This window comes from Streptomyces lydicamycinicus, from assembly GCF_000829715.2.
In the GTDB taxonomy this organism is placed as follows: domain Bacteria; phylum Actinomycetota; class Actinomycetes; order Streptomycetales; family Streptomycetaceae; genus Streptomyces; species Streptomyces lydicamycinicus.
In genome coordinates, this window is sequence record NZ_BBNO01000004.1 from 17,769 (window position 1) to 31,642 (window position 13,874).

The window sequence follows — 13,874 nt, forward strand, 5'->3', positions numbered from 1 at the left end:
TTTCAGGCTCCGTTCGCGTGGAGAGCGGCGACCGTCGTGGCCGTCGGGTCCGAGAGGCAGAGTCGCCCGTCACCGGCTGTCCACGCCAGTTTCGTGGGATCGGTTCCCTTCATGCCGGTGTACTTCCAGCGGGGCTTGCCGTTCGAGGGGTCACATGCCCAGACGACGGAGTCCGCACCCATCCGGTACAGGTTCCCGTCGGCGCACAGGAGGCGGGCACCGAAGGCCCGGGAGTCCTTGGAGTCGGCGGGGAGCGGTACCTTCCAGCGCGTGCGGCCGGTCCCGCCGTCCAGGGCTCCCAGGGAGTAGCCGTGGTCCTCGTCCTGCCAGAGGGCGTACAGGACCTTCCCGTCCTTGTCGGTGGCGATGCCGCCGCCCCGGAGGGACGCCGGGACGATGTCCGGCACCGTCCACAGGTTCTTTCCGGTCGCCGGGTCCAGTGCCGACATCCGGCCGCCGCCGTCGACGAGGACGAAGTGCCGCCCGGCGGCGTCGAGGGTGTGCGGCTCCGTCTTCTTCGACCAGGCGACCTTGCCCTTGGCGTCGAGTGCCCGCACCCGGGTGGCGCCGGCGAACAGGGCGTTGTCACCGCGCTGCGGCAGGGCCGAGAAGAGGAGGTCCGCGTCCTCGCCGTACAGCCAGGAGGTTTTACGGGAGGCGAGGTCCAACGCCCAGACGTGGTAGCCCACGGGGGACGGGCCGTGGTCCTTGCCGTCCCCGAAGCCGAGCAGATACGCCGTGCCGTCCAGGACGCCGCAGAAGCGGAGCACTCCCTGGGTGTGCGGCCGGTCCAGCGTGGCGCTCCAGGCGGCCTTCCCCTGGGTCAGGTCGATCGCGAGCACGGCGCTCCGCGCGGCCGCCGACTTCATCGCCACTCCGGCCACGTACAGATGGCCGTCGTCCACCGCGGCGATGACGTTCGGCACCGATCCCTGCACCGAGAGGGCGAGGCCGTGGTCGGCGCCGTTCACGGTCCACTTCGTATTGCCCTCGTCGTCGAGCGCCAGGACCCGTTCGAGGGAGGGGCAGACCACGACACCGTGGGTCGAGATCACCTGTGGGCAGGCCGCGGACTGTCTGTCCTTCCAGGCCAGGGTCGCCTCGGGGACATCGTCGCCGGAGGGGCGGCGGAGGCCGGACCCGCCGCCGGCCTGCCCGGTACCGCTCAGGGCCAGCCAGGTCCCCGCTCCGGCCACCGCGAGCGTTCCGCCGGCCAGCCCGAGGAGCAGCTTCCTGCGGCTCGTCCAGGGGCGGTCCGGGTCGGGGCGGTCCGGCTCCGGGTGGCCCGCAACCGGATCGCCCGGCTCCGGGTGGCCCGGCCCCGAACCGTCCGGCGCCGCCGGGAGGGGTTCCGCCGCCCCGGAGGCCGCACTGCCGAGGACCGGCGCCATATGGGTGAACGGCCGGGTCGGCGGGGGCTCGGGCAGCGTGGTCATGACGGCGCGGACGGCGATGATGTCGGCGGCGACCGCCTCCGGGAGCCAGCCGCCCGACGGGATGGGGTGGCCCTCCCGCTCGACGGACTCGGACACCTGGCGCGGGGTCGGCCGGTCTTCGGGGTTCTTGGCCAGACAGGACGCGATCAGGTCCCGCAGCCCGGCCGGGACCGCACCGAGATCGGGTTCGGTGTGCACGATGCGGAAGAGGACGCCCGCGGCCGCGCCCGCGCCGAACAGGCTCTCCCCGCCCGCGGCGAAGGCAATCGCCGAACCCAGCGAGAACATGTCGCTGGCCGAGGTGAGCGCCTCCCCCACCGCCTGCTCCGGCGACATGTACGGGGCCGAGCCGATGATCGCGCCGGTGGAGGTCAGCGCGGTGCCGTCGACGGCCCGCGCGATGCCGAAGTCGATGACGCGCGGCCCGTCCAGCGCCAGCAGCACGTTCGCCGGTTTCAGGTCCCGGTGGATCAGCCCGGCGTCGTGCACACTGGCCAGCGCCTCCGCCACCCCGGCGGTCAGCGCCCACAGCACGCCCTCGGGCAACGGGCCCCGGGTGCTGACCGCCTGGTCCAGCGAGACGCCGACGACGAAGGCGGTCGCCATCCAGGGGAGCTCGTCCCGCGTATCGGCGTCCACGACCGGCGCCGTGAAGGCCCCGGACACCAGCCGGGCCGCCTCGACCTCGCGCTGGAACCGGTCCCGGAACGCGTCGTCCTGTGCCAGATCCGGCCGCACCACCTTCACCGCGACCGTGCGGCCCCGGGCCCGGCCGAGGTACACCGCCCCCATCCCGCCGGCACCCAGCCGGCCCAGGAGTGTGTAGGGCCCGATCTGCCGCGGGTCCCCGGCCTCGAGCTGCTTCATCGCATCCCCCTTCAATGAGCCCCCACAGGCTACTGCCGGAGCCGTGGGCAGCCACCCCGGTTCGGATCAACCGCTCGGCCCAACATGCCGTGGTGTGACGGCTGTTGGCGTCGGCGGCTCGTCGGAGCGGCAGCATGTCGCCCCCGCTGACCGGGATTGACGGGGCGGCTCCCGGACCGCCCCGCTACCCCTCCGCCACGCGCCGGGCGCGCCCTCCGGGCAGACTGACGTTATGCCTGAATTGCCGGAAGTTGAGTCGCTCGCCCAGTTCCTCGCCGGCCGTCTGGCCGGCCGGGCCGTCGGCCGGGTGTATCCCGTGGCCGTGCATGCGCTGAAGACCTACGACCCACCGGTCACCGCGCTCGAAGGGGGCGCGTGCGAGGGGGTGACGCGGCACGGGAAGTTTCTCGATCTTCAGGTCGGGGCGCTGCATCTGGTGCTGCACCTGGCCAGGGCGGGGTGGGTGCGATGGAACGACACGCTGCCGGCGGTGCCGCCGCGGCCCGGGAAAGGGCCGCTGGCGCTGCGGGTGCGGCTCGCCGATCCGGACGACGGGGCGGGGTTCGACGTGACCGAGGCGGGGAGTCAGAAGCACCTCGCGGTCCATGTCGTACGGGATCCGCAGGAGGTGCCGGGGGTGGCGCGGCTCGGGCCCGACCCGCTCGGCGAGGACTTCACCCTGGCCGCCTTCCGTGCGCTGCTGGAGGGCGAGCGCCGGCAGATCAAGGGCGTGCTCCGGGATCAGAGCGTGCTGGCGGGGATCGGGAACGCCTACTCGGACGAGATTTTGCACAGGGCCCGGATGTCGCCGTTCAAACTGGCCGCGGCGCTCTCCGGGGAGGAGGTGGAGCGGCTGTACGCGGCGGTCGGAAGCACGCTCACGGAGGCGGTCGAGCGGTCCCGTGGGCTGGCCCTGAAAGACCTCAAGGCGGAGAAGAAGAGCGGGCTGCGGGTGCACGGGCGGAAGGGGGAGCCGTGTCCGGTCTGCGGGGACACGGTGCGCGAGGTGTCGTTCAGCGATTCGGCGCTCCAGTACTGCCCCACCTGCCAGACGGGCGGCAAGCCCCTGGCGGACCGGCGACTGTCCCGGCTGCTGAAGTAGCGGGGACGGCCGCCGGCCCGCCCGGGACGGTCAGTCCGCGGAGCTGCCGGACGCCAGCAGCTCCCGCAGCTCGGCCACCGCCTCGCGGAGCCGGTCGGCGAAGACCTGCATCGGGCCGGCCACCGCCAGGGGGGTGCTGAGGTAGAGGTGGAAGCGGTCGGGCAGCAGGACGTAGGCGACGCCGATACAGCGGCTGCTGGTGGAGCCGAAGCCGAAGTACTGGATGTTCTCGGACGGGGCGGAGCTGGTGCTCAGGTAGTCGTCCCGCATCGTCAGCCAGCCCGGGGTCCGGTAGAGGGCGGGCTGCTCGGTCACCCCGAGCTCCGCCCCGCGCCGCCGCTGGATCAGCTCCAGCTCCCACAGATGCTGCTCGGGGGCCTGGCCGGCCTGGCACTCCTTGGCGCGCGCCACATGCTTCCCGGCGGCGGCGCGGAACGCGGCCCGGCGGGTGTCCGGGGAGGCCGCCGGGTCCTCCATCGCGGCGACGAACGCCTGGATCTCCGGGGTGACGACCCGCATCGCCTCGGTCCGGCCGCGCCGCCACTGGCGGGTGGCGATCGACTCGTAGGTGGCGCCGAGATGCCCCTTGGCCCGCTGATGGGCGAGCTGGTAGGCGAGCTGGACGAAGGCGTCCGGTGAGGCGCCCAGCGCCTTGGCGGTGGTGCTGCCGAAGTCGTCGAAGGAGACGGTGCGGGTGGCGGTGTTCGCGCCGTACTCCGCGAAGGCGTCGGCCGCGGAGCGCACCTGCGCCCGGAGGGCGTCGTCCAGCTCGAAGAGGACCGGCTCCAGGGCCGGGAGCCCCTGGGAGCGGGCGCCGGAGCGGCGGGAGTGTTCCTCGGCCGGGGCGCTGAGCAGGGCGTCGGTGAAGCTGAGGATGGTGGTGCCGTCCAGCTCGCAGTGCTCCACGTTGATGCCCGCCCGGCCGTCGGCGAAGACGATCAGGGACACGGCCTTGTCGAACCAGCGGTTGCCGCCGTCGCCGTACAGCAGCCGGTCGCAGGCCTCCTGGACGTCCGCGGGGGCGGCGTCCTCCAGGCAGACACAGAACAGCGCGGTCTCGATGTCGTCCAGGGCGGCCGCGTTGCGGGGGTGGTGGGCGCGCAGGGACTCCCGGGCGGCGGCCCACTCCGCGCGCGCCATGGTCGTGAGGTGGCCGACCGAGGTGCCGGCCGCGGCCGGTTCGGCACCGGCCTTCTGTACGGCGCGCAGGCCCGCTTCGAGGTCGTCCAGGCTGTGCGGAACCCCGTCCGCGCCCAGCACCTCCATCCGGAACACGTTGCCGCGGTGGAACACCACGATGTGCCGGGCGTCGGACGGGCCGGGCCAGGCGTCGGTGTAGGGGCTGCGGACGGTGTCCTGTTCCGCCCCGGGAATCCGGGTGGCGGAGAACAGGTACTTGTTCTGCACCATCGACTGGGGCACGCCCCGCTGCACCACCGGAGGGATGAGCTCCTGATCGAGCTGCCGCTTGTAGTCGACGGCGCCGGCGATGAGCCCGGCCGCCCGCTCCACCTGGGACTGCGGCTGTCCGGGGGCGGGGTCGCGGAACAGGAAGAAGAAGTTGGCGTTGAGCGCGATCCGGTCCCGGCGGCCCAGATAGCGGTACGGCCAGAAGGTGTCGAGCCAGCTGTGGACGCCCTCCGTGGCGTCGTACTCCTCCAGCGCCGCCTGAAGCACCCGGCCGGGGCCGCCGGGACGGAGGAAGGCGGCCACCTCCGCCTCGGTCGCCGCCCGCTGGTCGGCGGTCAGCAGCGGCGCGCACCAGGCGAGGAACCTCTCGCAGCTCGCTTCCAGCGTGGGCAGCGGCACCCGCGGGAGGTTGTCCTCCTGGGCGAAGGTCGTCATGGCGGCCCTTTCCTGATGGTTATTCAATTCTGCTCTCTCGATTCGGATCACGGGGACCTGTGCTGTCACTCATCCATGGTCGCGCCGTCACCCACCGTGTCCGTCACCCCATGGCGCGCGGAGCGGGGACATGTGCGGACGACGCGGGGTCCGGGCCGTCCGCTAGTCCAGCAGCCGGTCGCCCCGTACGGCCCGGCCCTCGGCCGCGGTGTGGGCGGGCAGGACCCGGCCGAAGAGCTGCCGGGTGCGGGCGACGCTCCCGATGACGCCGGGCCGCTCGCTGTAGGCGAAGATCGCGGAGTGGCGCGCGGTCTCGCCGCGCACCGGGCTCACCCGGTGGAGCGAGTAGCGGCCCTTGAACAGCTGGAGGTCGCCGGGGTGCAGCGGCAGGCGCCGGATCAGCCGCTCGCCCCGGCCGTCCAGGACGTCCCGGACGTCGTCGAAGCGCTCGTCGTGCGCGGACCGGATGTTCGGGCAGTACTCGAAGACGCCGCCGTCCTGCGCCTGCCGGGTGAGCATGCTGACGGTGAACTCGTTGGTGTCGAAGTGCCAGGGGTGCTCCATGCCGGGGGCGACGACATTGAGCACCAGCCCGGAGAGCGGGTCCGCCAGCTCGTGCAGCCGTGGCAGTCCGAAGCAGCGGGCCAGGAAGTCCTGGAACACCGGGTCGGAGTAGAGCCGGCTGATCAGCGACTCCTCCGGCACCCGGTCCCGCGGGACGAAGGCGTTGCCCCGCTGGAAGGTCCGCCGGCCGGGGTGGCCGGCCGGCAGGTCCGCGTCCACCGCGATGTTGTAGACGTTGACCGTCTCGATGTCGAAGTGCGCCTGAGGGGCGATGGCGGCGCACTCCTGCTCCAGCGCCGCGCGGAGCGCCGGGCGGACGAAGTCCGGCAGCACGGTGCAGCCGAGCGTCCGGAGTTCGTGCCGGGCCCGGGAGATCACGGCCTGTCCCCCGGCACTGTCGGGTTCCGGCAGGGGGTACCGGGCGGTGTCGACCACCTGGTCGAGCGTGAGGGCTTGCGCAGTGCTCATTCGATCCTCTCCACATGCGGGCAGACCGTCGTGAGCCGGAGGCCGCCCACGGCCGCGCGCCCCGCCGGGAACGCCCCTCCGGGCCGTCCCCGCGGTCCGCGCGCCGTCGGGTCCGCGCCCCGGCTCTTCGGCAACTCCTCTTGCAGCAACTCCAGCACGGAGCAGCACAGTTGAAGCTCCCACAGCGTCGCCGGGTTGTCTGTGACACGTCGCACTGCGCGACCCGGCAACTGCGCGCCGTGCGGGGCGGAGCCGGGCGGCCCGGCGCGCGGCGGAGTCGGCTGCGTCACGTTTTTTGCAACTTGTTGCATAACTCTGGGGGGCTGGTCTACAACTACTGCCACGACCACCGCGCCTGGAGGCCCCCATGAGCCAGTACCCCCACCTGATGAGCCCCCTCGACCTCGGGTTCACCACCCTGCCCAACCGGGTGCTGATGGGGTCGATGCACATCGGGCTGGAGGAGGCCGAGAACGGCTTCGCGCGGATGGCCGCCTTCTACGCCGCCCGCGCGCGCGGCGGCGTCGGCCTGATGGTGACCGGCGGTATCGCGCCGAACGACGCGGGCCGGCCGTACGAGGGCGGGGCCAAGCTCACCACCGAGGCGGAGGCCGCGCAGCACCGGACCGTGACCGAGGCGGTGCACGCCGCGGGCGGGCGGATCGCGATGCAGATCCTGCACTTCGGGCGGTACGCGTACCACGCCGATCTGGTCGCACCGAGCGCGCTCCAGGCGCCCATCAGCCCCTTTGTGCCGAACGCGCTCACCGACGACGAGGTCGAGCAGACCATCGAGGACTATGTGCGGGCGGCGGAGCTGGCCAAGTCCGCCGGGTACGACGGTGTCGAGATCATGGGCTCCGAGGGCTATCTGATCAATGAGTTCATCGTCGGCGCGACGAACCAGCGCACGGACCGGTGGGGCGGCTCGTACGAGAACCGGATGCGCTTCCCGCTGGAGATCGTCCGCCGCACCCGGGAGCGGGTCGGCACCGACTTCATCCTGATCTACCGGCTCTCCATGCTGGACCTCGTCCCGGGCGGTTCCACGCTGGAGGAGGTGGTCACCCTCGCCAAGGAGATCGAGGCGGCGGGGGCCACGATCATCAACACCGGTATCGGCTGGCACGAGGCCCGTATCCCCACCATCGTGACCTCGGTGCCGCGCGGCGCCTACACCTGGGTGACGAAGCGGCTGATGGGCTCGGTGAGCATCCCGCTGGTCACCAGCAACCGCATCAACACCCCCGAGGTCGCCGAGGAGTTGCTCGCCGACGGACGCGCCGACATGGTGTCACTGGCCCGGCCCTTCCTCGCCGACCCGGACTTCGTCGCCAAGGCGCGGGACGGCAAGGCCGAGGCGATCAACACCTGCATCGGGTGCAACCAGGCCTGCCTCGACCACACCTTCAGCGGGAAGATCACGTCCTGCCTGGTCAACCCGCGGGCGTGCCACGAGACCGAGCTGGTGCTCTCTCCCACCCGGCGGCGCAAGCGGCTCGCCGTGGTCGGCGCCGGACCGGCCGGACTCGCCTGTGCCGTGTCCGCGGCCGAGCGCGGCCATGCGGTCACCCTCTTCGACGCCGCGGCCGAGATCGGCGGGCAGCTGAACATCGCCAAGCGGATACCGGGCAAGGAGGAGTTCGACGAGACCCTGCGCTACTTCCGCCACCAGCTCGAGCGCCATGGCGTGGACGTACGGCTGAACTCCCCGGTCACCGCCGCGGACCTGGGGGCCTACGACGAGGTCGTGGTCGCCACCGGGGTCACCCCGCGCACCCCGGAGATCGAGGGCATCGACCACCCGAGCGTCGTCAGCTACCTCGATGTGCTGCGGGACGGGGCGCCGGTCGGCGAACGCGTGGCGATCATCGGGGCGGGCGGCATCGGCTTCGATGTCGCGGAGTTCCTCACCGATGCCGGCGACGCGGCGAGCCAGGACCCGGAGGCCTACTTCCGCGCCTGGGGCGTCGACACCGGCTACGGCGACCGGGGCGGGCTGCGCACGCCCGAGCGCCCCAAGGCCCCGCGGCAGGTGCATCTGCTCCAGCGCAAGACGTCGAAGGTCGGCGCCGGTCTCGGCAAGACCACCGGCTGGATCCACCGTGCGGAGCTGCGGCACCGGGGCGTGACCAGCGTCGCCGGGGCGGCGTACGAGCGGATCGACGACGAGGGCCTGCACCTCACGGTCGACGGCACGGCGACCACGCTGCCGGTGGACACCGTCGTGCTGTGCACCGGGCAGGAGCCGCGCCGGGACCTGTACGAGGAGTTGCTGGCCGAGGGGCGCACCGTGCATCTCATCGGCGGTGCGGACGTCGCCGCGGAGCTGGACGCCAAGCGCGCCATCAAGCAGGGGACGGAGCTGGCGGCGGCCCTGTGAGCCGGCGCGGGACCGGGACGCGGCGGGCGGCGCGAGGCCGCGGCGTCCCGGCCGCCGCGACCTAGGATTCCCCCATGTCACTCCCGCACGCGATCCTCACCGCCCTGCTAGAGAAGCCGTCGTCGGGGCTGGCACTGACCCGTAGGTTCGACCGGTCGATCGGCTACTTCTGGTCGGCCACCCATCAGCAGATCTATCGCGAGCTGGGCAAGCTGGAGCAGGCCGGGTTCATCCGGGCGCTGCCGAGCGAACAGCCGTCGCGGGGGCAGAAGAAGGAGTTCGAGGTGCTGCCCGCGGGCCGGGCCGAGCTGACCCGCTGGGCCTCCGGCGAGCAGGAGTCCAAGCCCATCCGGGACGCGCTGCTGCTGCGGCTGCGGGCGTCAGCGGTGGTGGGGCGGGCCGGGCTCGACGAGGAGCTGCGGCGCCATCTGACGCTGCACCGGCGGCAGTTGGCGGAGTACCAGGAGATCGAGGACCGCGACTTCGGGGCGGCGGCGGACCCGGAGGACCGGTTGCGGCGGCTGGTGCTGCGGGCCGGGATCGGGCTGGAGACCTTCTGGGTGGAGTGGCTGGCGGAGGCGCTGGCCGAAGTGACGGACATGGACGCGGCGACGGCCCCGGGGGACGGCGCGGGCGGCTGAGCCGCACCGCGGGTACGCCGGCGCGGGAACGGCATGGGGCGGCCGGCCCCGGGGGAAGTCCCGGGGCCGGCCGCCCTGTTGATGCGCCGGGAGCCGTCAGCAGTTGTCGTAGAGGAGGGCGCGCACCAGACGGCAGGTCGTGTCGGACGGGGCGTGCACCCCTATCTCGGCGGCGGTGCTGCGGATCTTGCGGTTGTGGGCCTGCTCGGGGCGGTAGACGCCGGTGTCGAGCAGGGCGATGGCCAGCCGCATGGCCTTCAGGCGGCGGTTGTGCGATTCATACCGCTCGCGCGGCCATCCGGCGGGCAGCGGCTTCTTGGGCAGTGGGTGGGCCGGGAGAGGCTTCGTCATGAGTGTGGCAGCGGCCATCGGCGACCTCCTGGAGCGTGGATGAACCCTCACTGACTGGTTCCCATTCTACTGGCCACCACTGACAAAAGCCCCTGGCCAGAGGGGATTTGACGGCCCGAGGACGGCCCTGCGGACGGCCCCGGGTCAGGCCGCGGCGGCCATGGCACGCAGCCGCGTCTTGTCCGGCTTGCCGACCGGCGTGAGGGGGATGGCGTCGACGAGATGAACCGCGGCCGGGGCGTACAGGGCCCCCTGGTGCTCGGTGACGAAGGCGCGCAGGGCGGCGGGGTCCACACGGTGGCCCGGAGCCGGGACGACCGCGGCATGCACCTGTTCGGTCTCGTCCGGCCCGCGCACCCCGTAGACGGCGCAGTGGGCGACCGCCGGGTGGGTGTGCAGCAGATCCTCGACCTCCGCCGGGTGGACATGGCCGCCGACGACGATGATCAGGTCCTTGACCCGGTCGACGAGGTAGAGCCGGCCGTCGTCGTCCAGGATGCCGACGTCGCCGGTGCGCAGCCAGCCGTCACCGGGCAGCACCTGCGCGGTCAGCTCCGGCTGCTTCCAGTAGCCGGTCATCACCCCGGCGGACCGTACGTGGACCTCACCCCGCTCCCCCGCGGGCAGCTCCCGCCCGTCCGCGTCACGGATGGCGAGCGTGACGCCGGGCAGTGCGCGGCCGGCGGTGATCCGACCGCCGGGCCCGGTGGTGCGGTGGTCCTCCGGACGGGCCTCGGTGATCGTCATCGCCTCGGACATGCCGTACACCCCGTACAGCACCGGCCCGAAGACCTCGGCGGCCCGCGCCAGCCGGGAGGGCGAGGCCGCGCAGCCGCCATAGGTGATGCGGGTGAGGGAGCTGAGGTCGGTGCCGGGCAGCGTGGGGTCGTCGAGGAGGCGGTAGAGGAGCGGGGGCAGCAGCCAGAGGTGGGTGATGCGGTCGCGGGCGACGGCGGCGAGGACGGCCGTGGGGTCGAAGGCGTGGTGCAGGACGACGGTGCCGCCTGCCGCGAGGGTGGCATCGGTGAGGACGCCCGCGAGATGGGCGAGCGGGGTGCAGGCGAGGAAGCGGGGCGGGTCACCGGCGCCTTCCATGCGGTGGTGCCGGAGCATCCCGGCGTACGGGGCGTGCGGCATCCGCACGCCCTTGGGGATGCCGGTCGTGCCGCCGGTGTGCCGGATGCACCAGTCGTCCTCGGGCCGGACGGCGCCGGCGGGCACTTCGGGTGTGGCGGGGAGGGCGGCGCAGGCGGCCAGCAGGTCGGGGGCCGGGTCGGCAGCCGCGGGCACCGGGCCCAGGGTCAGCACGTCGGGCGCGGGGCCTCGGGTGTGGTGGAGCAGCGCCCGTGCGGTGCCGTACAGGGCCGGGTCGACGAGGAGCAGGGCGGTCTCCGCGCTCTCGGCGATCCGGGCCAGGGTCTCGGCGGCCATCCCGTCGTAGAGGAAGACGACCCGGGCGCCGAGGAGGTTGGCGGCGTAGCGGGCGGCGAGCACCTCGGGGCGGTTGCCGCTGAGGAGGCCGACGGTCCGCCCGTGGCCGATGCCGCGGCCGGCGAGCACGGCCGCCATGCGGTGCACGGTGTCGTACAGGGCGCCCGCGGTGACCTCGTCCCCGTCGTCCGTCATCAGGACGGGCCGGGACCGGTCACGGGCGAGGGCGGCGAGCAGCACATCGGTATAGCTGGTGAAGCCGGTGGCGGGCGTCATGGCGTGGGGCTCCCTGGGCCGGGACGGACAGCTGACGGCCCTGACGCTACGGACCGCCGCTGATGCCCTCCACGACCAATTTCGCCATGTGGTCATGCCTCCAGAGGCATCAGCGGGCTCAGCGTCTCCTCGGCCGCCGCCAGGATTTCGGTGACCCGGAGGCCGAAGTGGACATCGCAGGCGTTCGGCAGACCGGTCGCGGTGGCGGCGAGCAGGGCGTCGACGGCGCGGTGGTAGGCCGGTTCGGGGCCGTCCAGGCGGCGCGGCAGGGTGGTGATACCGGCGGTGCCGCGGAGGGTGATCTCGACGCCGGCGGCCGCCGCGGGGGCGGCCAGGCCGACCGTGGCCGTACTGGCCGCCCCGCTGCTGTGCCGCATCGTCAGCAGCACCGTGTCGGCCGGGCCCCGGGTGGCGGTGACCGCCTCCGCGTCCCCCAGGACCGGCAGCAGCACCGACAGCGCATGCGGGCCGACGTCCCACAGCCCGCCCTTCGTACGGCGCCAGGGCGAGGCGGCGTACGGGCTGGAGCTGTCCTCGGCGAAGACCGAGCCGAGCCAGTCGGCGTGCGCGGTGAACCAGCCGCCGGCCGCGGCCTGGGCGGCGATCCACTCCCCCTCCTGCTCCCCGAAGCGCGCGGTGAAGAAGACCACCGAGGCGATCCCCGCGCGGTCGGCGGTCGCAGCGAGGGCGCGGGCCTCGGGCACGGAGGTGGCGACCGGCTTGTCCAGGAGGAGGTGGCGGCCGGCCTCGGCGGCGCGGACCGCCAGCGGGGCCTGGACGGACGGCGGCAGCGCGATCGCGACGGCGTCGCAGGCCGCGAACAGTTCGTCGGGCGCGTCGTAGGGGCGGGTGTCGTGGACCTGGGCCAGCGCCGCGGCGGCCTCCGGCCGGCGCCCCCAGATGCCGGTGAGCTCGACGCCGGGGTGCGCGGCCAGGGCGGGGGCGTGGACCCGCCGCGCCCAGGGGCCGGTGCCGAGGAGTCCGATGCGCAGGGTCGTCATGGGGCCAGTGTCTCGCGGGGCGCGGGGCGGGACGCCGATTTCGCGGGCCGTGCCGTGGGCCCGGAGCCGGGTCGGCGGGGCCCGGTGCGGGTCCGGTGGCGTCGGGCCGGCCCGGGGTCCGAGGGGCTGCCGAAGCGGCGTCCACCTGAGGTCTCCGTCACATCGAAATAGCGAGAAGACAGGCGCAGCAAGGAAGTAATCCCAGGCTGCCAGCGAAGAAAACCTTGGAAAAGCCTGGATGTCCGGCTAGGTAACCTGCGGTTCACAAACGAGCAACGGACGAGAAATGGCGCGTTGCGAGAGTGCTCCGGTACGCCCGCACCGTACCCGCACCGACCGTGAAGAGGACCCCGTGACCATCAAGGCCGAGTACATCTGGATCGACGGCACCCAGCCGACCGCCAAGCTCCGCTCCAAGACCAAGATCCTGACCGACGGCAGCAAGCTGCCGCGGTGGGGCTTCGACGGGTCCAGCACCAACCAGGCCGAAGGCCACGCATCGGACCTCGTACTGGAGCCGGTGTTCAGCTGCCCGGACCCGATCCGCGGCGGCGACCACCTGCTGGTGCTGTGCGAGGTGCTGCACACCGACCTCACCCCGCACCCCTCCAACACCCGTGCGCTGCTGCGCCCGGTCGCGGAGCGGTTCGCCGACCAGGAGGCCATCTTCGGCATCGAGCAGGAGTACACCTTCCTCAAGGGTGACCGCCCGCTCGGCTTCCCCGAGGGCGGCGGCTACCCGGCCCCCCAGGGCGACTACTACTGCGGTGTGGGCGCGGACGCGATCTTCGGCCGGGAGATCGTCGAGAAGCACCTCGACCTGTGCCTGGCGGCGGGGCTGGGCCTGTCCGGCATCAACGCCGAGGTCATGCCCGGCCAGTGGGAGTTCCAGGTGGGCGCGCTGCCCGCGCTGGAGGTCTCGGACCACATGTGGGTGGCGCGCTGGCTACTGCACCGCGTCGCGGAGGACTACGGCGTGACCGCCTCGCTGGAGGCCAAGCCGGCCAAGGGCGACTGGAACGGCGCGGGCGCGCACACCAACTTCTCCACCCGGGCGATGCGCGAGGGCTACGACGCGATCATCACCGCCTGTGAGGCGCTGGGCCAGGGCGACAAGCCGCTGGAGCACGTCCGCCAGTACGGCACCGGCATCGAGGAGCGGCTGACGGGCGCGCACGAGACCGCCCCGTGGGACGCGTACTCCTACGGCGCCTCGGACCGTGGTGCCTCGGTGCGCATCCCCTGGCAGGTCGAGGTCGAGAAGAAGGGCTACATCGAGGACCGGCGGCCGAACGCCAACGTCGACCCGTATGTGGTCACCCGGCTGATGGTGGACACCTGCTGCACCGAGCTGGCGCGGCGCATGCAGGTCTGACGCCTCCGGAGGAGCGCGTGAGCGGGGCCGGACCGGACAGGTCCGGCCCCTCCGCATGTCCGGGGCGGTGTGGTCCCGTTGCCGCCGGACGCGGCAGGTCCGGGCCGTTCGTCGGTGGCTGCTGGCAGGCTGAG

The 13,874-nt window shown here is 73.1% G+C and carries 10 protein-coding genes; 4 read left to right on the forward strand and 6 right to left on the reverse strand.

Features of this window, described 5'->3' with window-relative positions; all coding sequences use genetic code 11:
* Window positions 1–2: 2 nt before the first annotated feature.
* The gene (locus TU31_RS35930) at window positions 3–2,303 is read right to left on the reverse strand and encodes a serine/threonine-protein kinase (RefSeq protein WP_052718930.1); all 2,301 of its coding nucleotides are present in this window, start codon (window positions 2,301–2,303) and stop codon (window positions 3–5) included.
* Window positions 2,304–2,535: 232 nt separating this feature from the next.
* Between TU31_RS35930 and TU31_RS13310 the strand changes: the two genes are divergently transcribed.
* Entirely contained in the window at window positions 2,536–3,405 is an 870-nt protein-coding gene (locus TU31_RS13310) for an Fpg/Nei family DNA glycosylase (RefSeq protein WP_042154001.1), read from the forward strand.
* Window positions 3,406–3,435: 30 nt separating this feature from the next.
* Here TU31_RS13310 and TU31_RS13315 read toward each other — a convergent pair whose 3' ends face one another.
* Entirely contained in the window at window positions 3,436–5,250 is a 1,815-nt protein-coding gene (locus TU31_RS13315) for a choline/carnitine O-acyltransferase (RefSeq protein ID WP_078885767.1), read from the reverse strand.
* Window positions 5,251–5,412: 162 nt separating this feature from the next.
* The gene (locus tag TU31_RS13320) at window positions 5,413–6,282 is read right to left on the reverse strand and encodes a HalD/BesD family halogenase (protein WP_042154006.1); all 870 of its coding nucleotides are present in this window, start codon (window positions 6,280–6,282) and stop codon (window positions 5,413–5,415) included.
* Window positions 6,283–6,649: 367 nt separating this feature from the next.
* Here TU31_RS13320 and TU31_RS13325 point away from each other — a divergent pair, with 367 nt between their 5' ends.
* Together TU31_RS13325 and TU31_RS13330 are read left to right on the forward strand one after the other, a co-directional pair.
* A complete protein-coding gene (locus TU31_RS13325) occupies window positions 6,650–8,665 on the forward strand; it encodes an NADPH-dependent 2,4-dienoyl-CoA reductase (protein WP_042154007.1) in 2,016 nt (671 codons plus the stop codon).
* 74 nt (window positions 8,666–8,739) lie between these two features.
* Window positions 8,740–9,306, forward strand: a complete 567-nt coding sequence (locus TU31_RS13330; protein WP_042154009.1) for a PadR family transcriptional regulator — start codon at window positions 8,740–8,742, stop codon at window positions 9,304–9,306.
* 96 nt (window positions 9,307–9,402) lie between these two features.
* Here TU31_RS13330 and TU31_RS13335 read toward each other — a convergent pair whose 3' ends face one another.
* The 3 genes from TU31_RS13335 to TU31_RS13345 all read right to left on the reverse strand — a co-directional run bounded on the left by TU31_RS13335 (window position 9,403) and on the right by TU31_RS13345 (window position 12,365).
* A complete protein-coding gene (locus TU31_RS13335) occupies window positions 9,403–9,675 on the reverse strand; it encodes a hypothetical protein (protein WP_042154011.1) in 273 nt (90 codons plus the stop codon).
* A gap of 126 nt (window positions 9,676–9,801) precedes the next feature.
* A complete protein-coding gene (locus tag TU31_RS13340) occupies window positions 9,802–11,364 on the reverse strand; it encodes an AMP-binding protein (RefSeq protein WP_042154013.1) in 1,563 nt (520 codons plus the stop codon).
* Between the two features lie 92 nt (window positions 11,365–11,456).
* Window positions 11,457–12,365, reverse strand: coding sequence for a Gfo/Idh/MocA family protein (locus tag TU31_RS13345; RefSeq protein WP_042154015.1), 909 nt, complete (start codon window positions 12,363–12,365; stop codon window positions 11,457–11,459).
* 352 nt (window positions 12,366–12,717) lie between these two features.
* Here TU31_RS13345 and glnII point away from each other — a divergent pair, with 352 nt between their 5' ends.
* Window positions 12,718–13,740, forward strand: coding sequence for a glutamine synthetase (gene glnII, locus TU31_RS13350; protein WP_042154018.1), 1,023 nt, complete (start codon window positions 12,718–12,720; stop codon window positions 13,738–13,740).
* Window positions 13,741–13,874 lie beyond the last annotated feature (134 nt).

Excerpts from the sequence above, each read along its gene's own strand:
- TU31_RS13320 (WP_042154006.1), bottom strand. The coding sequence starts at position 6,282 with ATGAGCACTGCGCAAGCCCTCACGCTCGACCAGGTGGTCGACACCGCC.
- TU31_RS13335 (WP_042154011.1), bottom strand. The coding sequence starts at position 9,675 with ATGGCCGCTGCCACACTCATGACGAAGCCTCTCCCGGCCCACCCACTG.
- TU31_RS13315 (WP_078885767.1), bottom strand. The coding sequence starts at position 5,250 with ATGACGACCTTCGCCCAGGAGGACAACCTCCCGCGGGTGCCGCTGCCC.
- TU31_RS13325 (WP_042154007.1), top strand. The coding sequence starts at position 6,650 with ATGAGCCAGTACCCCCACCTGATGAGCCCCCTCGACCTCGGGTTCACC.
- TU31_RS13345 (WP_042154015.1), bottom strand. The coding sequence starts at position 12,365 with ATGACGACCCTGCGCATCGGACTCCTCGGCACCGGCCCCTGGGCGCGG.
- TU31_RS35930 (WP_052718930.1), bottom strand. The coding sequence starts at position 2,303 with ATGAAGCAGCTCGAGGCCGGGGACCCGCGGCAGATCGGGCCCTACACA.
- TU31_RS13340 (WP_042154013.1), bottom strand. The coding sequence starts at position 11,364 with ATGACGCCCGCCACCGGCTTCACCAGCTATACCGATGTGCTGCTCGCC.
- TU31_RS13310 (WP_042154001.1), top strand. The coding sequence starts at position 2,536 with ATGCCTGAATTGCCGGAAGTTGAGTCGCTCGCCCAGTTCCTCGCCGGC.
- TU31_RS13330 (WP_042154009.1), top strand. The coding sequence starts at position 8,740 with ATGTCACTCCCGCACGCGATCCTCACCGCCCTGCTAGAGAAGCCGTCG.